Consider the following 18,559-nt stretch of genomic DNA (forward strand, 5'->3'; position numbering starts at 1 on the left):
TCCAACGTGAATGCTTCGTTTTGACGCCACCGGGCACGGGGAGGCGTGAGGGAGAAGCATTGCCAAATGCTTCGGCCACCAACGCATCAAGTTCAAAGGAGTATCCGATGCGCACCAAAATGCAGGCCCTGAGGGCGAAAGCAAACAAAGTCGTAAAACTCATGATCGAAGAAGAGCACCAGCCGTTGGTGACGGAAGTCGAAGGCAATATCGCTTCGATGGTCCGTAAAAACACGGATGGAGCATATCTTCTCGGCCAACAGCTTGCCCGGGTAAAGGCTGTATTGCCCGAGAAAACGTTCGGGAAATGGGTGAAGCAGCGCTGCGGCTACACACCCCGTCAGGCGCGCTACTATATCGCCATCCACGAACACCTCCAGGCGTTCCGTGATCGCCTGGTCGCAGCCGGAGTTTTGCCAACGGTACTGTTCGTGCTGTCGAGCGCTGAGCTTGAGAAGATCGAAGCTGTACTGGCTGCCTTCGAACGTGGCGAGCGATTGACCGTTGGTCAGGTCAAGCTGATGGTGAAGCCGCTGACGGACGCTCCCGAAAAATCGAGCGCGTCCGGTGGTGCGGCAGGTCTGCGCCGCGCGGTCGAAGCCAGGGTCAAGGTGGATCTGGGTGTCATCAACAAACTCGTCAAGCGATCATTGAAGGCTGTGGAGCTGCTGGTCACCGACATCCGCAAGGGCAAGCACGTGGCAAAAACCAAGCTCGCGGCAGCCGTCGAGACAGACTGCCAGAAAGCCGGCATTCTGCTGAGTGGCGTGATTTCTCCCCGCGGCTCGGACGCTCCGCTTGCGGTCGAATGGGAGAAGGCGCGACAGACTATTGCCCGCCTCGGCGATTCTCCCCGCTATCCCGGTCGAGAGGAGTTCGCGGACTGGCTCGTCGAGCAGGTGCTGCCGGCGCTGCGCTTTGTCGTTCACGGTGAAGCGCTTCCCGGGATTGGCATTGCCGACAAAATCGCTGAAGTCTCCAGCGATTCATCGATCGAGGATCAAGAAGCACATGCGGTGGCGCCCGCCCTCAATGCAGATCCGGCGATGCCCGAAGGCTTGTCGGAACTCGAGCCTGCGCTTCAGGCGAACGGCGAGCCAAAGGGATGGTGGCAGCACCGCCAAAGCCGTGAACTCGCCGTCACCAATGGCGCGGAAGATGTGCCACTCCTGACCGACGTCGCCGTGATCTGATCGGCTGCAACCCATGCCGCGCGGTGCGACCGCACAACGCGGCAACTCTCTCCAATTCCGCAATCACATAACCAACCCGACAATCATATTGCCGGCAAAGCCTCGCCGGCAGCTATCGACCAAGAACTCCCACGCAAACAGGACGACACAAAATGGCAATGAAAACGACAATCAAGGAAATGAGCATGAGGGACAAATCGACGAACAGGAAGGCTCCGAACGGCCCTGGGGAATTTCGTCGGCATACGCCGATCAGCGAACCAGAGGTAACGAACGGCAAGGACACACCGATCAGCTCTATTGTCGCGGAACTCTTCCGCATCATGGGAACCGATACGACGACCGATATCGGGCAACTCCCACGACCTGGACAGGGATTGCAACTGGTCGGACAAGCGTTGATGTGCGGGTCAAACGTCGCGCTGGTGTTTCATGCTGACGGTGAAATCGAGATCTATTACGAGCCGATGCTGCTCGCGTTTCTCGAGAAGTTCGAGATGTCCTCGCGTGCTCAACTGCGCGGTCTGCGTGCGTTCGAGCGTACCGAGAGACAAAGGGGGCTCGACACCGTGATCCTCGCGGGCCGCTGGACGCCACCGTTCACCACGCGGCGAAGCTGGATGTTCCCCTACCTGGTCGGCAGGAGGTTCCACGACGAAGTCACCTACGCACCGTTTCTCTACAATTCTTGGTGCATGAGTGAGGCCCTCCCATTCATACCTCAAATCTTGCAACTTGATGCTACGCCTGACCTGGAGTACCTCGTCAATCAGACCCAAGGTGTGATTGACGCGGGTAACTTCCGCTTTGAGGAGATCGACGGCATTCCCCTGATCGAGGGTATCCTATGGTCTGTCATATCCAATCGTCACCCGGATGGCCGGATGATTGCCGGTTTTCGCACGATGTCGAAACACAAGACGTTGCTGCCGGAACTCCGGTCGAAGATGCTCTGACACTGCAAACCAAATGACAGTTTGATGCCCGGATGCTCTGTTGTGTCCGGGCATTTTTGTGCCGCGTGCGCCGTTAACCATACCGGAGCTCTATGTGTTCCGGATGCGTTCTACCGGCTTGCCGGGATGGCTTCTCCGGGCTATGTCGACAGTGCCTTCAGGAAAATCGTGCTCCTGCAGTCACTTAGCAGCCCTCGCCGATGCGTCAACATCGAACGAGGGCCTGACCCGCAACCTTGGTAAGAAGGATTTGGGCTATGTTGACCCATACCTGCTTCGCTTCCGCTCCGGAAGCTCCTCCCGCGATTTCTCCTGCCGAAACCGATACCGTCGGGCAACTGGCCGCGCCGCGCGCCGCCTTGCTCCGTCCTGCGTCACTGCACGCCGCAGCAAGCACCAGCACGCCCGCGCGCTGATCGCAGCAATCCGACCGGCCTGTCTGTCCAGCTGATCGTTCCAAGCGGTCGATGCGGAAATTATTTCCGCATGCGCAGAGCTGTGCCGTGTCCGGATCGTCTCGTTTCTCAAGGAGATTTCCATGAACACCAATTCGTCTTCCGTCACATCGGCCACCCCGCCGGCCCCTATGCCAGGCGCCACGCCAAGCCCCGTACCGGGCTCGGCGATGTCGCCTTCAAAAGATGGGCTCGCCCGATCCACCGCCAACCTCTATCACCACAGCGTCGATCCCGATGCGATGGCAATCGTGTTCGAACAGCTGATCACCGAGGTCGCCTCGGCGCTTTCGGTCGAGGCACTGACAGACGCCCTCGATGCCGGGATCGACAGCATGTCGGTGATTTTGCGCGCCATCCCGATCCATGAAGGCCGGCTGATCGAACGCGGCATCAGCCTGATCGCATCAGGCAATCCCGATCTTGTGGTGCTCACCGACAATCTGCGTCTGCCGGTGACGACGGCAGCAATGCAGCTTGTCGAAAAGAACGCCGCCCATCTCTATCGCAGCCTGACGCTCGATGCCGATAGCGGCGGCCGCAAATCCTATACGCCGGATCTGCTGATCCTCAACCGTTCGACCAGGATCGCACATGTCGTCGACGTCAAACGCAGCCTGTCGTCCTACGAGGCATCGCGTATTGCGGCGCTCAAGGCCCGCATGCTCGCGGCAGCCCTGGTTGTTCCGGATCTTCTGTACAAGGAGCACCGGCGGCTGGTCGCAGAAGATGTCCGGATCGTGATCGTCAATGCCGAAGGCCAGAGGATGGATATCGACGGTGGGATCTGGCCACTCGGGCATCTCGATCATCTGCTCGAGATCAACGGCGCCGGTGAAGCCATGACGCGTCTGCGCAAACTGTTCCGCGAGAAGATCACCGAGAACTGGGCCGGAGCGCGACGGCAGCTCCAGGGCAAGCACCCGACCTCTCTGGATGCAAGCGGGCAGGGGCGAGACACCCTGCAGGCCGGAGATGGCGGACGGCAGCCTTCGACTATGATCGATGCCGCCAATGATGCACCGGGGCGCTCGGACGATGAGCGCGTGGCCATGCCTCGCATCGGCTTTGCCCGCATTCCGGTATCAGGATCGCGTTAGCGCCAACCCGGACCCGCATCTCAACCACTCCATTCGAACAGGCACGCACTGAGACACAGATCGTGTCCAGCATAGGGAGACGTCATCATGGCGACACCGACTTCCACCAACATCATCACTTTCCCGAAAGCATCGATCCGGCCCTCGCGATCAGAGACGGCTGCCTTGACAACCAATGCTGCCGCAATCGCGCTTGCCGTGTCGGCTTTTACCGAGGGGAATGACGATCAGGCATTGCATGCGGCATCTGTCGTCGGCGCCTCGATCCGCTTCGCCCGCCGCAAGGGCATCAGCATGAGCAGCCTACCCAAACAACTGCGGATCTGGCTCCTGCAGGAATGCGATCGCGGCGACCCAGCCTCTCTCATGGTTCGCGACTGGTTGACGGGCAACACCAGGTTCCTGGGAGTTTCCGAGCCGGGCGGGGAGGGGGCATAATGAAACGGCCTGTCACTCCTTATATGGCGGACGCTCTCACCGGGCGGCTGATGCGCTTCTTTCTGCGTCGCATTCGTCGCCTGTCGGTCCTCGATCTTTATACCCGTGCAGCAAAGATCGGGCTGCTGGAGGCCCATGGCACCGGAGACTTCGGCGAGAAGCTCACGTTCTGGAGCGCCACCACGCCCTGCGATCTCCTGAGCGGCGACCCGGAGCGTGATCGACGCGTCATCGCCCGCCTCCTCAAATCCCCGAGCACCGCCACGCAGAGCGCAGCACTTTTTGACGACGATCCGATCGATCGGATCGTCGATATCCCCTACGAACCGGATCCTCAGGACCGCTCGGAATCAAGAGCGGCAATCCTCAGGGCAGCTCGAGCCTTCGACACGGTTGACCAGAGCGGTGTGCCGATGGTCTTTGGCACATCGGCCGACAGTCAGTTGCGATTGGCGCTGATCCGCTCGCTGCTTCCACCACCTGATGTAACCAAGATTGCCGTTGCCCTGCTGGTCGCTCGTGCAGCCGGGACACGTCTTGCGGGGATCGATGATCTTCGCCAAGCCCTGTCGCCTACCGATCCGTTCGTGCTGATCAAGGTTCCGATCGAAGGTTTTGAAACGCGCTTCGGTCTGGCACTGGAGGAGGGCGTGATCTTGCCGTTCTGGCCCAAACCGACAGATCATCTCGGCAGCATCGCCCTCTCCAATCGTTATGGCGAAAAGCCGTCAGGCAAAAAACGTCGCAAGATCGTAACCGGCTCCGGCAAGGCAATTGCCAAAACGAAAGAGACATTGGTCCGTCGCCTGATCGGCAATGTTCTCTCCGACACCCACCTGCCGCTGATCATCGCGGATGAGACATCAACGGACCTGATGCCGAGCCTTGTCGAGACTGCCGATCTGGTGCTCGAATGCGGGGCGATCAACGAGGTCTTTCTCAGCGAGCTGTTGTCGATCTGCTGCGGCATTCCCTGTGCGGAAACGCTGCGTCAGTTCCGGGGCGCACCGTTCGACCTGACGCGGCTGCATCTCGACGACCTGACCATGGCAATCCGGCCGGGACGATCCATCGAGGCCATTCTCTTCACCCTCGAAACTCTTGCGCGGCCGATCGTTGACCGCGACGCGGCAAGCGATGATGGCGAAACGGAAGACCGCAAGGGTCGTGGCGGCTTGCGCAAGGCCGCTGACGCGCCATCGGCCGTCGATATCGTTTATCCCGAGCCGGAGATCGAAAAGGCCGGGGAGGGGGAGCATGTCCGATCCACATCTCACGCCGGCACATCCGGGCCAAAAGGTTCGGGCGGAAGGCTCTCCATCGAAACGCTGACGGGTTACGGCGATGCCACGTCCTGGGCCCTCGACCTGAAGACGGACCTGACCGTGTGGCGGGAAGGCGGTCTCGACTGGAGCGACATGAGCACAAAACTGCTTTTGTCCGGACCACCCGGGACCGGCAAGACGACGTTTGCGCGGGCGTTGTGCAACTCGTTGTGCGTGCCGCTGGTGATCAGCTCCGTCACATCCTGGCTCGAACCCGGTTATCTCGGTGATGTCCTGCAGCGCATGTCTTCCGCATTCAAGACGTCGCAGGCGAAGGCCCCGTGTATCCTGCTGATCGACGAGATCGACGGGATCGGCAGCAGGGCAGGGGGGAGCGACCGCACCCGGCCTTATGACGATTACTGGACGTCTTTGGTCAATCGCCTGCTAGAACTGCTCGACGGCGCCTTGAAATCGGAAGGGGTCATCGTCGTGGCGGCCACCAACTTCCCTGAGCGGATCGATCCAGCGTTGCTGCGCTCCGGGCGGCTGGAAAAACACATCGTGATCCCGATGCCCGATGTCGATGCCCTCACCGGCATTCTGGTGCACCATCTCGGTTCCGATCTGCAAAGCGTTCTGGCCTCGGCGCCTACAATGACAAAGAGGCCAACACATCAGTCGCCGGATCGGAAAACCAGCGTTCTTCCCAGAACAAACCGATCGCAACCACATGGCGCGACCTTCGACGATGGCAAGCACGCCGAAAACTCCAACAACAGGACACCTCTCCATGACTGATACGACCAATACACTCTCGCAAACATTGCGACCCCTGGCGGTTCAGGCGATGGGGCACACCGGCGCCGATATCGAACGTATCGTGCGCGAGGCGCGTCAGGTTGCCAGGCGCAAGAGACGGCCGTTGACCTGGCAGGATATCGAAACCAGTCTGGCCGGCAGACAAGCGCGCATGCCTGAGGACCTGTTATGGCGGGTTTGTCTGCACGAAGCAGGACATGCTGTCGCCTGGTCGGTCCTTGGTGTGGGCGAGGTTCTGTCCGTTACAATCGGCATCGAGACCATGGGACAGGTTGTCACCCGCCGCGTGTCCGATGTTGCTCAGACCGAATGCTGGTTGACCAGGATGATCGCCTGTATTCTTGCCGGACGCGTTTGCGAACATCTCCTTCTCGGAGATTTCGTAGCCGGGGCAGGCGGCAACCAGGCCAGCGATCTGGCAAAGGCGACAGAGTATGCGCTTGCGGCGGAAACCACGCTCGGGTTCTCCAGCGTCGATCCGCTGCTCTACCGCAACTCGTCCGGCAGTCTCGATTTGCTGAGCATCGACCGGGCATTGGCGGATCGGGTGCACACGCGTCTGGTCTTGGGTGAGACCCTGGCACGGGATGTTCTGCAAACCCACCGAGATCCATTGCTGCAGATTGCTGAGCGGCTGCGGGGCAAGGGGGTCATGGAAGGTACCGAGGTCCGGCAGATGCTTGGTCTGACTGAAGAATAGCGGTTGGGGATGATGGAGAAGACAAGGGCTTCAGTTGCCGGAGTAAGGATTATCGATTCCGCACGCGCGGTAACCGATTCCTCCTCAGGAGTTGCGATTCCCGAGCCCGGCTCCGCGATTCTTGTGCAAACGGCGTGACAAGACCACGCATTCGACATGAGAATTTACAGAAAGGTGCCAAGGCGGCCTGCCTCATCGATTTGCTTGACCGGCATCTTGGACCGATCAATCGAAACGAAGCAGGACGCTTTGGGTCAGGTTACTGTGACGTGCTCGTAACGCACGTCGATATTCCCGCACATTAAGTCAGATTATCTCAATTTACCCTGACGCGATTCCTAGTCAGGATCTGTCGATTCTTGTCTCCGGATTTGCGATTCTGCTGCAAACGGCGTGACGCAACCGAGGTTCGGCCGAGATGTAATCCCCGTTCTGGCAACACTCCCTCGTCGGCGGCGCTGGCTGCCAGATTGGCAGGCACGCACCCTTGAGACAGCATTAACAGGCATGGGTTATCACACCTCTATGCACGTGTTCCGGATTGTCAACATTGCAACGACATCCGGCCTTGATCCGTGATGCAATCGATGCTGGAGACCCGAGCATGCCGAAGAAATCAAAGAACCAGCGTGAAGCCGAGCAGCGGGTCCGTCAGCAAGGGGTTCGCGATAACGCTAGAGAGGCGCGCCGGCCGTCCCGCGACGACATTGCCCGCATGTTGCTTTGGAAAACGATTTCGGACGCGCACAAAAGCGGCAAAGCTGGCCCTCCGTTTCTGAAGGAGATAGCCGACGATATCGTCGACGGCCTCACGCGTCTGGGGTTTGACGACCAACAGAGCTACGATGTGTTCGACGAATTGGTCCGAAAATATGCTGATGGCCTGTTTCCGTTTCGGCCCAAACGACATCTTGGCCGCGGCCCCGAGAAGTTCACTTCCTGACCTTGCTTACTCTGCTACTCGCTCTTCCCGTCTCCCCTTGCCTATGCACACCAGCTTCATCTCGTTTCATGCCGTCCAAGCTCTTCTCATCTGGCGATCGAAATCATCAATCCCTGCAAACGACGTTCTTGAAAATGTGACGTATTCCCCCCATTACTTCCTATAACGACGTTTGCAGAGGAATCGAGTTTCGGGAGCCAATCGGCAGCCAGCGATTGGAATTGGTTGCGTCAAGCATATAAAACTTGGAAGGCAATCCATCGTCACAATATCAAAGTTGTCTCCGATCAAGGCCGTTTGAGATCAAACGGGTTTAATTGAGAACAGAGGATTTTCGGCCCGTCGGCAATGAGCGTCGGCAAGCCAAGCCTGCGGATTGACCTGCGTCCGAGGGGTTAATTCTACCTTAGCCACGAAGAAAGACATAAGGACTTACTCTAAAAATACCAGAAACCACTCTGAATAGCTGGCGCCACACCGGCCATATTTTCCGGGCTTTCGGAAAAGCTGGCAAGCATAGCTGCTTTGTCCATTTTTTCACTGCTGAGCAGGTCGCCCCAAAATTGAAGCCCAGCGCTTTCACCGTCGCGGCCGAGCACATTATTGTAGAGTTTAGCTACGAAGCTCGCATTTGAAGCGCCGTAGCCGTAAATGTCTCCAAACTCCTGTGAGGCAACAAAACCTCTGCTTACCTCGTAGAGGCTTAGCCCTGCGTCCATTTCGCGGATCCAGAAGCCCAGTCCAGCCGGATCTGGTGCACGATCAAAGGCCGCCTGATAAACACGATATGCTTGGCCGGCTATGCCGTCGATATCTAGGGCGAGTGTGAAGTCTGGAAAAGCGACTCGCTCAATATTGGAGAGCAAATCCGTGCCATCCTGGCCCATCCGATGTGCGACGCTGAGAGTACCGGAGCCCTGGTAATGCAGATCATAGTTAAAGGCGCTATCGACATAGATTGCGAAATCAAGCCCGTCGCCGCCGTCGATGTTGTCATTGCCTCCATTGCCGCGCAGGCGATCATCGCCACCATGACCTTTGATAGCCTCCCCTGCGGCACCACCTTCATAACTGTCATCCCAGCTACTACCGTCCCAGCCAACGGGGGTATCAGTACCGTTCGCCGAACCATAGATAAACTGAGCACCTGCAATGTCACCCACTGATAAGGCCGAAATGTAGACGATCGGGTTCATGATCAAGCTTTGATCATCAATATGATCCAACCCAATCGCGTGACCGATCTCATGCATCGCTAAGCCGAGGAAGGTCTCGGCGGTTATGTTTGCAGTTTTTACCGGGTCAAAGCGTATCTCAGACGTAATCTCGAACGTGCCATTAACGGTGTACGCCGTATGAACTTGCTGTGCGAAATGAGCAGGTACGTCAATTTCGTCCCACCCAAGCCTGATGTCGGATGCCGCGCTGTCAGCGACTTGCACAAAGTCGATATCCGCTACATTCTCCCACGCCTGAAAAGCTTGCACGATCATGTTCTGGTAGTAGGGTTGTGATATTATGGCATCGAAGGCAAAGAAAACTCCAACGGTTGAGGCAAAGCTCCAAGTGACCTGACCTCCGCTCGTCCCCCATTCTGGTGAACCGAACTTGAAGTCTCTAAGAACATATCCATTTTCCATGCTTTTTCTCCACCAATTATAAAGAAAATTCCACAAATTCTCTGATAATTTGTCGGAGATACATAGAAAAATCAAACAACATCTATCTATTCGCCAAGAGAGATCGAGCCAACATCGATAACAACGAAATTCTGGAGTTCTGCAAGTTGGCAAATGCTTGCGTAGACGGAAATATAAATTGCCGAAAACTGCATTTTTTCAAGAATATAACATATCGACAAGCCAAGATAAATGGTCACTGATCCCGGATTTGGCATACCGGTCGCTGGCTCAAAAGCTTTATAATCAGGCTTAATCGCCTCACCGCTGCGGGCAAATCAATTGAGAAATTTGATCTAAACCGCACGCGCCAATTTCATTGAATTATGTCTGATAAGATTTGATTATCGGCGGCTCGCCTTTCGCGATTGGGGAGCCAGGGTCAGAATTGGAAAATTCCTCAACAATTTTATCTAGCGCATGAAGAATTCGGAAAACTCGTTTATCATTCGATGAGTAATAACAAATTTCATCTGAAATTTTTCTTTTTACCAAATTTTGTCGTTGCAATACTGATAAATGCTGTGAAAGCGCGGATGGGCTTAGGTCTAAAATTTTTACAAGTGACTGAAAAGAATATGGCTTTTTTATTAAGCGCCTTAGGATTTCTAATCTCTTTTTATTCGCCATTGCTGATAAAATTTTTGCTTTTCTTTCTAGGTGTAGCATGCGTCATTCCAACTGTTAAACAATGGATTCCACAAATTAACGCTTAAAAATGGCGCATTTCCAGAAAAAACGCGACCACAATTTAGCCGTCGATTACCTTATTACGTCCTGTCGCTTTGGCATTGTAGAGAGCTTTGTCCGCGCGGGATAGTAATTGCTCCACGTCCTCTTGTGGCTCGTGGTAGGCAAGGCCGATGCTAACTGTCACGGCAAGATCGAAGTGGGGCTGCAGGAATTTACTTTCCGCGACGGCAAGACGGATTCTTTCGGCGATATGACTTGCATGTTGCGAATGGTTGCGGAGTAGAACAATAAATTCTTCTCCTCCGAACCGAGCAAAAATGTCAGTTTCTGCGACTAAAGAACGACACCGCGCCGTGAACTCCTGCAAGACCAAATCGCCGACGGCGTGTCCGTGGGTGTCGTTGATGGATTTGAAGTGATCGATATCGAGTGCCAAGACAGCAGTTCGGTGGGCGTTGCCTGCCCCGAAATATTGATGAGCTTCTTCAAAGAACTGGCGGCGATTCATTGCGCCGGTCAGAGGGTCTGTTTCCGATAAAGTCTTCAACCTGCGGGCGACAGACCGCTCGAATGTGACGTCAAGATAAAGATTGGTGTTGAACTCACCGATTGTGCGATGACGAAATTGGATGGTGCGAACCATTCCGGAACGGGTCACAACATCCAGATCGAAGGGCGTCATTTCCCGATTTTCCGCTCGTGCCTGAGCAATTTCCGTCGCCCATTTCTGCTTTGCAAAAGCTCTGTAGTCCGGATCGGGATAAGCGAGGCACCACCAGTCTTCGATATTTTCGATTTCGTGGGGTGAATATCCGAAAAGCTCCGTGAACTGGGAATTCGCAAACTGAATCTGATCGTCCGTCGTCGCAATCTCGAAACCGAACGGCAGCCAGTTCAGCATGTCGATGATCTTTTCCTGCCAGCTGACCAGCGCCACCGAGCCGTCAGGGGGAGCATCCATAAAGGTGAAAAGGCGTACGTCTTGCTGTTCTACGATCAGCTTGCTCACCTGGACCATCAGAAGCCGTTGCTGTTGCTGCACAACGGAGCGCAGCATAAAAGGCTCGCCGGGCACTCCTACCGGAGCATTACTCCAGATCTGGCCGAGCATTTGATTGGCCTCGGCTCCCACTAGCTGCGCAATCTGCAGGCCGGGAAACTTGTCCTGACCGATCGCAAAAAAGCGTTCAGCTCCCCTGTTGCCACATATGACGGTCAGGCTGTGTTTCTCGACGACGAGCAGCGGCGAGCCGATCGACTGTATCCAGAAGTCAAGCTCACTCCGGCTCTTATTGAACCTATTCAAGTCTTCAATCCGGCTTGAAGCTTTCTCTCGTTGAGTTTGGTTCATTCCTGCTGGCTTTCAAAAGGAACACACAACGCCGATGCCTTTTTGTCAGGGAGTCGTAAACTCATCCAGGCCCGAAGCTAATTCACCATTTCTAATACAAGCTTAAAGATCGATATGCCTTGAGGTTTTCTTCTCATATCCAACAGGAGATATTCGAGAACATAACGTAGTCGGTTTTGCGAAATGTTCGTTGTTGCACTCCAGGATGGTAAAATTTCTGAATGCTTCAAGAAGGAACAGAACCCTCATGTCTCGCAACTCGAGATGCAGAATGTCGAGGATTGCAGCAGCAATATGAACTGCACCCCATTTCGACCGGACAGTCGGCATAAGCCGGAGGGCTTGTCGCCTTTCTAAACAGGTTCCTCCATTAACCAAACCCAGCGTTAATATTTGATTAACACCCTCGTTTAAGCTTTTGTTAGCAATGCGGAACGAGGCGGCTATTCATGACCAGTCTTCAGGAAATCTATATTGCGTTTTTCGGGCGACCGGCGGATCCGGAAGGATTGCGTTATTGGGAAGAACAGCTCGGGACAGGTAGCACGCTGACAGCGGTCGCCGGCCGCATGTCGGCGCAAGCCGAATTCCAGGAGGCTTTTGCCGGCTTGTCGAACACCGACATGGTCAAGACCATTTTCGAAAATCTCTTCGGTCGCAGTCCCGACGCCGAAGGTCTTCGTTTCTATCTTGCCGAACTGGAAGCCGGACATGCGACGGCCGATACGATCGCCATCCGCATCGTCGACGCGGCCAGGGATGCCGATCTTTCCACCCTGCAGGCGAAGGTAGCGGCAGCCGGTCTCTTCACCGGCCAGCTCGATACTGCGGTGGAGATCGCTGCCTATCGCGGCGACAGTGCCGCCGACGTGGCCCGTCTTTTCCTCAAGGATATCGACGGCAAAAAGGGTGCAACCTCTGAAACGGTCGATGCGGCCATTACAAAGCTCGTCAGTGCCAGTGGCGGTGCTCAATTTCCGGGACATGGCGGCGGAGAGACGGTTGACGGCGTGACCTATGCGCTCGATACCGTCATCACGCCCCACAAGCTCCTGAACGGCAAGGAGAGCCTGCTGATCGGCGAAGGTTCTGCCGATGGTTTTGCCGTGGCCACCAGCAACGCGACCCATCTCGAACTCGGCATCAGCGTTCGCGATCTCTATGGCACGGTGCTTTCAAGCGACGGCTATGCCGAAGACCATGTCGCCGGTTTCGATCCTGCCGGTAGCGATACGGTCCTGGCGCTGTCCATCGCCTCGCTCGGCCAGCGGGAACTATCGGACTTTTCCTTCAAGCTGAGTATCGATACGGATCCGTCGGAGGCCGTTGCCTCGAAACATTACCTGCTGCAGGGCGATGCCGAGCTCGGCTATTCCTGGGCGCTCGATGCCAACAATGACGGCGTTGCCAACGGCGCCGGCGATACCGTTCACGAGACGATCGCCATCGGCAACGAGCAGGGATACTTCATGATGCTCGACATGCTGGCCATGCACGACCAGACGGGCGTGATCGATGTCCATCTCGGGGCTTTCGAGAATGGCGCCCTGCTGGCGGAGACTGGCGTGCGCCTCGATTTCGACCATGGCGTCAACCCGGTCGGCCTTCCTGCCTCCGAGGCTTCATTCTAAAGCCGATCATCTGGCTTCACCAATTTCCTGCAGAGGCAGCCATTCTGGATGGCTGCCTTGTTCTATTAAGTGTGCCGGCCTTTCCTGTTAATCACTTTGTTAAAGATGTTAAACGCGCCCGCGTGTTAGCATTCCTCATGCTTTTGTTTTTGCTTGGAAAAATCCACTAATCTATCCGTAGAGTGACGAATGGCGACATCCGCGGAATGCCGAAGGATTATCCGTAGAGTGACGAATCCCAGCACCCCGGAGTGACGAAGACGCATCCCTAGAGTGACGAAGTTTTATCCCTGGAGTGACGAATTGAGGCTCTCTTCATCCGGAAGCCGACAGAATCCACGGGTGGTGCGGGAATGCAGGGCCGATGGCTCTTACTCCGCTTTCCGGCAGGATGTCAGGAAATGGAAAATAGCGCTTTGGAGTCAAGGAGATATCGAAAGCCATCCGCAGAGTGACGAGTCAGGGCAAATCCTTGGTGTCACTCCGGTTGCTTTTTGCGGCGGACCCGCGGTGCCTGTGGCTTGGCGATAGAATCCGCCTGCATCGCTTCCAGGCCCGCCTGGCTGCGCCCGTAGAAGATGACGGAATCGTCGGTGTGCAGGAAAACCATGTGATAGCCGGGCAAGGTACCGGCATCGCTGATGGCACGGACGGCGGCGCGAAACTTGAAGAGCGGCTGGCGCGATCCGACCTTCTTCTGCAGCAGTTCCAGCCCGATCTTCCAGCGTCCCTGGTCGCCGCAATGTTTGCGCGCCAGTTCGTAGAGGCGTTTTTCCGTTCCCTTGCGCAGCTTGAAATAATCGGGGTCGATGCTCAACACTTCCAGCGCCAGTGCGGCGTCGAAGGTGAATTCGCTGAGCGTGATGCGCAGTTCCTCAAGCCGGTTTTCCGGCCCGCGGGTCACGGCTTCGTAGGCGTCGATGAGGCCAAACGCCTTCGTGCGGCGCCTGGCCGGCTTGCCCGTGGCGAGCGAGGTCTTGATACGGGTGCCTGCGAGCCGGTCCAGCGCCTGTTCCAGCAGATAATAACCGCGGCCGGAGGTGCTCCGGTTGGTGAATTTCAAGAGATCGTGGGCGGTGATGCTGACGGTGCGCGACACCGCTTCGCCATGATTGATGGCATCGACGAGCTTTGAGACACAGCACAGCACGATGTCCTTGTCGTGGATGGTCGCCCTGCCCTTGACCGACGGCGTGACCTCCAGCGTCTGGCCATTATGCTCGTAGGAGAGAATCCGCTGGTCGCCATCCTCGATCGCGTAGACGGGATGTTCCATGGTCGCCAGCTCATCCTTGGGGGATGCGGCCCGGCCGGTGGCAATGAAAAGGTCTAGTTGCGGCCCGGCCGTCAGGTCCGGCAGCTCCTGTGCTGCCGTATCGGCCTTTTTCGCCTTCATCGACGCCTCCAGGCGCTCCAGCGCCTTGCCGATCGGGCCGGACACGGTCTTTTGCCGCTCAGTCATCGCGTTCCCCCTTGATGCCGGTGAAGCCGGCTTCAAGGCCCTGGAAAATGCAGGTGTTGATCCAAGCGGCGCGGCTGAGGCCCATGCGGCTTGCCCTTTCGTCGACACGGTCGAGAATGGGGGGAGCAATGGTGATCGTCACCTGTTCCTTGCGGCCCTTGCGGATGCCGCGTCCCGATGGCGTGGTTTTTCCTGAAGGAGATGGCATTGGCTTCTCTTCCGAATATTGGAAAGGGCTTAGACGCCCTCACTTCCATCAGGAAGACATCAATTTCATATTAAAAAGGCAGGAAGAGAGCAGGAAAAGTTGCGCCGAAAGGTTTGAGAACAGGCGGTTTTTGTCAAAATTGCCGGAATGAAACACGGTTTTTTTGTCAGGTAGAGGCGGACCGTTGTACAGAGTTTTTGACAATCAGCCGATAGCTTGCCAAAGAGCCTGATTTTCCAAGCAAACAGCAAGAAATGATTCGCATATTTTCATGAGAAAAAAGAACAGGGAGGGCGGATCGAAGGATATCGGAATATTTCTTCACTATATCCCTGATGACGAGATGGATGTTGCCGATTTTCTCGAAAATTTCAACAGGAAAATTTTTTGTCACGTTTGAAGTTTTGAATCTCGTTTTTATAGTTTTTACGAAGATAGTTTTAGCCTGGAAATTCATTTATTGAATCATATGGTTATAAGGTGCTAGTGGCACTGATGTACGATTCTGACGGATTGATGTACGGCTCTGACAGAATGATGTACGATTCCGGTGGCACCGATGTACGACGAATTTTGTCATGCCGGATGCGCGACTCGCTCCTCGTCAAAACAGAAACCGATTCCCGATTCTCTGTGACTGCAGGAATTGTGATTCTTTTCAGAGACTTGGCGTGGAGGATTTTTGTCAGGCGGGCCGGATCGATACACGGTGTTTTTGGCAAAAGCCGCGGATCGAAATACGCGACTTTTGTCAGATGTCGAGGGTGGCCTGTTCGAGGGATGCGATCATCAGCCGCTTGCGCATATAGAGGACCGTGCCTTCCCGGCCTTCGCGCAGTTCCAGGTCGTAGTCCGGCAGGGGATCGGAGACAGTGCTTTTGACCACTTCCTCGACGGTCTGGCGGAACTTGCGCAGCGGCAATTGCGAACCGCTGCGGTAGTGCAGGTCCTTCATCTTGTAAAAGGCTTCCGTCTGGCCGGCCGCCTTGCGGGCAAGACGGTAGATGAAGCGGGCGATCGGTTTGGTGATCAGGAAGTAGTCGGGGTTGAGCGTCAGGATGCTCGGCTTGCCCAGGGGCTGCACGACGCCGTCATAGACCCAGTTGGGAATCTCGATCTCCACCTGGTCGATATTGTCCTGGGCCGTGCGGCTGACGACCTTGTAGCGGCCGATAAAGGGAAAACTTTCGGCATCCCGGCGCTTGCCGTCGCCGAGGTTGACGATCTTGATGCGGGTCGCCTGCAGCCGGTCGAGGGCGCGTTCGAGTTCGAGATATTGTTTCCCCCCCTGCCCGCGCCGACAGAATTTCAGGATTTGCGCCGCCGTCGGCCGGTAGACTCGGCCGGGCAGGCTGGGGCGCAGGTGCTTCTTCTCGCTGGCGACGTAACGGCGCATTTCTTCGGCGAGATAAGAGACCATGTTGAGAAAAATGTCGTAATCATAGGCATTGGCGATGCCGACCTCAGCGCCGCCTTCCACGGTGATGATGCTGTCGCCGAGCTCGTAGCGGATGATGCCGTCACGCTTGGTCTTGCTCAGCGAAAAGGGCGCGACGTCCATCAGGTTGATTTCGTCCTTCAGCGGCGCGTCATGGACGCTCGGCACGAAAAACATCAGCTGGTCGTCGTCGATCGGCGGCGCCCGCTTCAGCGGCGCGGCACTGGGCGGGATCTCGCTTTCGATCGCCCGCTTCAGCTCCTTGCCGTAGATCGCTTCGCTCAGCCGCGTCAGCGCATCGCGCATGAGATCGTCTTCGACCTGCTCCAGCTTCAGGTCGGCAAAACTGCGGCGCAGGTAAAAACGGCGCAGGCGGCTGAGCGCATCTTTGGTCAGCGGCACGTAATCCTGCTTCTTGGCTTCCATATAGGATTGGGTCGCCTGCTGCAGGTAGGCATTCTTGTCGTGCAGCGAGAGCTGCGCGAACTCGCTGCGGGGCATGAAGGACAAAGCAGTGCGTTTCATGGCGGACCCGGGCATATCGATTCTCTCCTGCCTTTTTAGCAGCCCAGACCCTGGTGCGCATAGTTTTGGCGCTGAGAACCTCCGATTATGAGAGGTAACGACCGGTAAAGAGATCTCCGATGGCGCGGGTAAGAAGAAAACTGATCCGCCGCCGGCGCAGATGTTCTTCTCGGTCATGAAGCATATGGCACCGCTGGCAGAAAGCCTTCAGGTTGCGCACGTCGTTGTTGGTCGGATCGTGGTCGAGATGGGCAGTGGCCAGGATGACGCGGGTGGAGCGGAACGCCGGATCGTCGTCGACGGGTATGGCTTTCATGCGCAATCGCCGCCCCTGCCCGTCCCGCCAGCGCTCCTCGTCCTCGTCCCACCAGCGACCGTCGCCGAGATGATAGACGTGTTTTCCATGTGGGCGGCAACATTGCTCGCAGCGGCCTTTTGCCCGCTCGAAGCGGATCATGTCTGTCAACTGCTGCCAGTCGATCGGGTAGAGCCAGCGATGCTGCCGCCTGATGGGCATGCGTTTCCCTGTCGTTTGAGATCTATCCGAAAAGCCTGCAACTTTTCGAGATTGTGTCTTATCGCGTCTCGCGTTTTTCGTAGGCGTCCATGAGAAGCTCTAGAAATTCCCCATGGCGGTAGCGTTCGGCCTTGGCCATGGCCCGGAAGCGGGCAATGCTTGTGCTCGAGGCCTTGATGTTGATCTGGGCGTCTTCGTCGGTCTCCCGGCTCGGGAAAGAAGAAACCTTATCGACCGCCTTGTGCACGGCGGGCGGATTGGCCGCCGGCTTCGGGCGCGGCTGAAAATCGTCGAGCCCACCAAAATCGAGATTCTTGCGCGAGTCGGACATCAGGCGACCTCCCTGCCCTGGCGATCACGGTTGGCGCGCAGCCTGGCGATGACCTCCGTCGTGAAATTTTCGACATTCTTCAATGCGGCGTCGATGTTGTTGACGTCGCCGGCTGCCATCGAGCGCACGGTGCCGCCGACGGCAAACAGCGCGGCAAAGGCGTCGCGCTCGAAAATCTCGACCTCGAAGGCATCGATCCGCGGATTGTCGCGAAACTGCTGGGCAATAAAACGCGCCGTGCGCGATTTCGCCACGACCTTGGATTGGGTAAACAGCACGGCATAAGGGATCTCGCGCCGCACGGCCTTCATATCGCGGTGTATTTCCTTGATGACGTCAATCGCGGCCAGCGCATCCTGCTGCTGCTCCTTTAGCGGGATGATGACGAGATCGGCCTGCGAGATGGCGTAGCTCATCAGGCGTGAGGCCGTGCCTTCAAGGTCTATGACCACGAAGGGATCGCGGGCTGCAGCCTCCTCGATTTCGTCGAGGATGGTCTTTTCAGAAGCGTTGGTGACGACGGTCAGGCGTTCAGGCACGCCGGGCATTTTTGCCCATGTGGAAATCGGATGCCTTGGATCTGCGTCGATGATGGTGACTGGTGTGGTGTTTGCAAGTTCACTAGCAAGCAGCAAAGCGCTTGTCGTCTTGCCCGATCCACCTTTGGAGTTTGCGAATGCGATAACAGCCATCTGGGTCTCCTTGTGATTCGAGAGAAGCTTACGCGCCTAAGCTAAACGGGAGGTATCATATCATAGGATATAGAAAGGTACCATATGATATTTTAATATACCCTACCTTATTATATCTTACAATAAGGTAGGGTACCAGGCGGTATATGTTAGGTATCAT

General features: G+C 56.3%; 17 protein-coding genes. 8 read left to right on the forward strand and 9 right to left on the reverse strand.

Annotated features, from left to right (window positions below; translation table 11 throughout):
- Positions 1–107 precede the first annotated feature (107 nt).
- The 7 genes from ACSQ3I_RS25855 to ACSQ3I_RS25885 all read left to right on the forward strand — a co-directional run bounded on the left by ACSQ3I_RS25855 (position 108) and on the right by ACSQ3I_RS25885 (position 7,872).
- Positions 108–1,193, forward strand: coding sequence for a hypothetical protein (locus tag ACSQ3I_RS25855; RefSeq protein WP_436003733.1), 1,086 nt, complete (start codon positions 108–110; stop codon positions 1,191–1,193).
- A gap of 152 nt (positions 1,194–1,345) precedes the next feature.
- Entirely contained in the window at positions 1,346–2,149 is an 804-nt protein-coding gene (locus ACSQ3I_RS25860; protein WP_436003735.1) for a hypothetical protein, read from the forward strand.
- Between the two features lie 538 nt (positions 2,150–2,687).
- Entirely contained in the window at positions 2,688–3,704 is a 1,017-nt protein-coding gene (locus tag ACSQ3I_RS25865) for a hypothetical protein (RefSeq protein WP_436003737.1), read from the forward strand.
- A gap of 87 nt (positions 3,705–3,791) precedes the next feature.
- Positions 3,792–4,142 carry a hypothetical protein gene (locus ACSQ3I_RS25870; protein WP_436003739.1) on the forward strand — a complete coding sequence of 117 codons (351 nt, stop codon included), beginning with the start codon at positions 3,792–3,794 and terminating at the stop codon, positions 4,140–4,142.
- Entirely contained in the window at positions 4,142–6,208 is a 2,067-nt protein-coding gene (locus tag ACSQ3I_RS25875; RefSeq protein ID WP_436003741.1) for an ATP-binding protein, read from the forward strand. Before ACSQ3I_RS25870 ends, ACSQ3I_RS25875 begins: the two co-directional genes overlap by 1 nt.
- Positions 6,201–6,929 carry an ATP-dependent Zn protease gene (locus ACSQ3I_RS25880; RefSeq protein WP_436003743.1) on the forward strand — a complete coding sequence of 243 codons (729 nt, stop codon included), beginning with the start codon at positions 6,201–6,203 and terminating at the stop codon, positions 6,927–6,929. Before ACSQ3I_RS25875 ends, ACSQ3I_RS25880 begins: the two co-directional genes overlap by 8 nt.
- A gap of 604 nt (positions 6,930–7,533) precedes the next feature.
- Positions 7,534–7,872, forward strand: coding sequence for a hypothetical protein (locus ACSQ3I_RS25885; protein WP_436003745.1), 339 nt, complete (start codon positions 7,534–7,536; stop codon positions 7,870–7,872).
- A gap of 437 nt (positions 7,873–8,309) precedes the next feature.
- Here ACSQ3I_RS25885 and ACSQ3I_RS25890 read toward each other — a convergent pair whose 3' ends face one another.
- The 3 genes from ACSQ3I_RS25890 to ACSQ3I_RS25900 form a co-directional block, all read right to left on the reverse strand.
- Complete coding sequence (locus ACSQ3I_RS25890) at positions 8,310–9,512, reverse strand: DUF4214 domain-containing protein (RefSeq protein WP_436003747.1); 1,203 nt, start codon at positions 9,510–9,512, stop codon at positions 8,310–8,312.
- 363 nt (positions 9,513–9,875) lie between these two features.
- Positions 9,876–10,220 (reverse strand): ArsR/SmtB family transcription factor, encoded by a 345-nt coding sequence (locus ACSQ3I_RS25895; protein ID WP_436003749.1) that lies wholly within the window; start codon positions 10,218–10,220, stop codon positions 9,876–9,878.
- A gap of 82 nt (positions 10,221–10,302) precedes the next feature.
- On the reverse strand, positions 10,303–11,595 hold the full coding sequence (locus ACSQ3I_RS25900; protein WP_436003751.1) for a GGDEF domain-containing protein: 1,293 nt from the start codon (positions 11,593–11,595) through the stop codon (positions 10,303–10,305).
- Positions 11,596–12,044: 449 nt separating this feature from the next.
- Here ACSQ3I_RS25900 and ACSQ3I_RS25905 point away from each other — a divergent pair, with 449 nt between their 5' ends.
- On the forward strand, positions 12,045–13,226 hold the full coding sequence (locus ACSQ3I_RS25905) for a DUF4214 domain-containing protein (protein ID WP_436003753.1): 1,182 nt from the start codon (positions 12,045–12,047) through the stop codon (positions 13,224–13,226).
- 478 nt (positions 13,227–13,704) lie between these two features.
- On the opposite strand, the gene ACSQ3I_RS25910 is transcribed toward ACSQ3I_RS25905, so the two are convergent.
- The 6 genes from ACSQ3I_RS25910 to ACSQ3I_RS25935 all read right to left on the reverse strand — a co-directional run bounded on the left by ACSQ3I_RS25910 (position 13,705) and on the right by ACSQ3I_RS25935 (position 18,399).
- On the reverse strand, positions 13,705–14,688 hold the full coding sequence (locus ACSQ3I_RS25910; protein WP_436003755.1) for a replication initiator protein A: 984 nt from the start codon (positions 14,686–14,688) through the stop codon (positions 13,705–13,707).
- Positions 14,681–14,896 (reverse strand): hypothetical protein, encoded by a 216-nt coding sequence (locus ACSQ3I_RS25915; protein WP_436003757.1) that lies wholly within the window; start codon positions 14,894–14,896, stop codon positions 14,681–14,683. The genes ACSQ3I_RS25910 and ACSQ3I_RS25915 overlap by 8 nt, the downstream gene beginning before the upstream one ends.
- Before the next feature lie 751 nt (positions 14,897–15,647).
- Positions 15,648–16,859, reverse strand: a complete 1,212-nt coding sequence (locus tag ACSQ3I_RS25920; RefSeq protein WP_436003759.1) for a replication initiator protein A — start codon at positions 16,857–16,859, stop codon at positions 15,648–15,650.
- A gap of 85 nt (positions 16,860–16,944) precedes the next feature.
- Positions 16,945–17,376 (reverse strand): hypothetical protein, encoded by a 432-nt coding sequence (locus ACSQ3I_RS25925; RefSeq protein ID WP_436003761.1) that lies wholly within the window; start codon positions 17,374–17,376, stop codon positions 16,945–16,947.
- A 58-nt stretch (positions 17,377–17,434) separates the two neighbouring features.
- The gene (locus ACSQ3I_RS25930) at positions 17,435–17,707 is read right to left on the reverse strand and encodes a hypothetical protein (RefSeq protein ID WP_436003762.1); all 273 of its coding nucleotides are present in this window, start codon (positions 17,705–17,707) and stop codon (positions 17,435–17,437) included.
- Positions 17,707–18,399, reverse strand: a complete 693-nt coding sequence (locus ACSQ3I_RS25935) for a division plane positioning ATPase MipZ (protein WP_436003764.1) — start codon at positions 18,397–18,399, stop codon at positions 17,707–17,709. The genes ACSQ3I_RS25930 and ACSQ3I_RS25935 overlap by 1 nt, the downstream gene beginning before the upstream one ends.
- Positions 18,400–18,559 lie beyond the last annotated feature (160 nt).

This window comes from Rhizobium sp. LjRoot30 (genome assembly GCF_964253915.1).
GTDB lineage: Bacteria > Pseudomonadota > Alphaproteobacteria > Rhizobiales > Rhizobiaceae > Metarhizobium.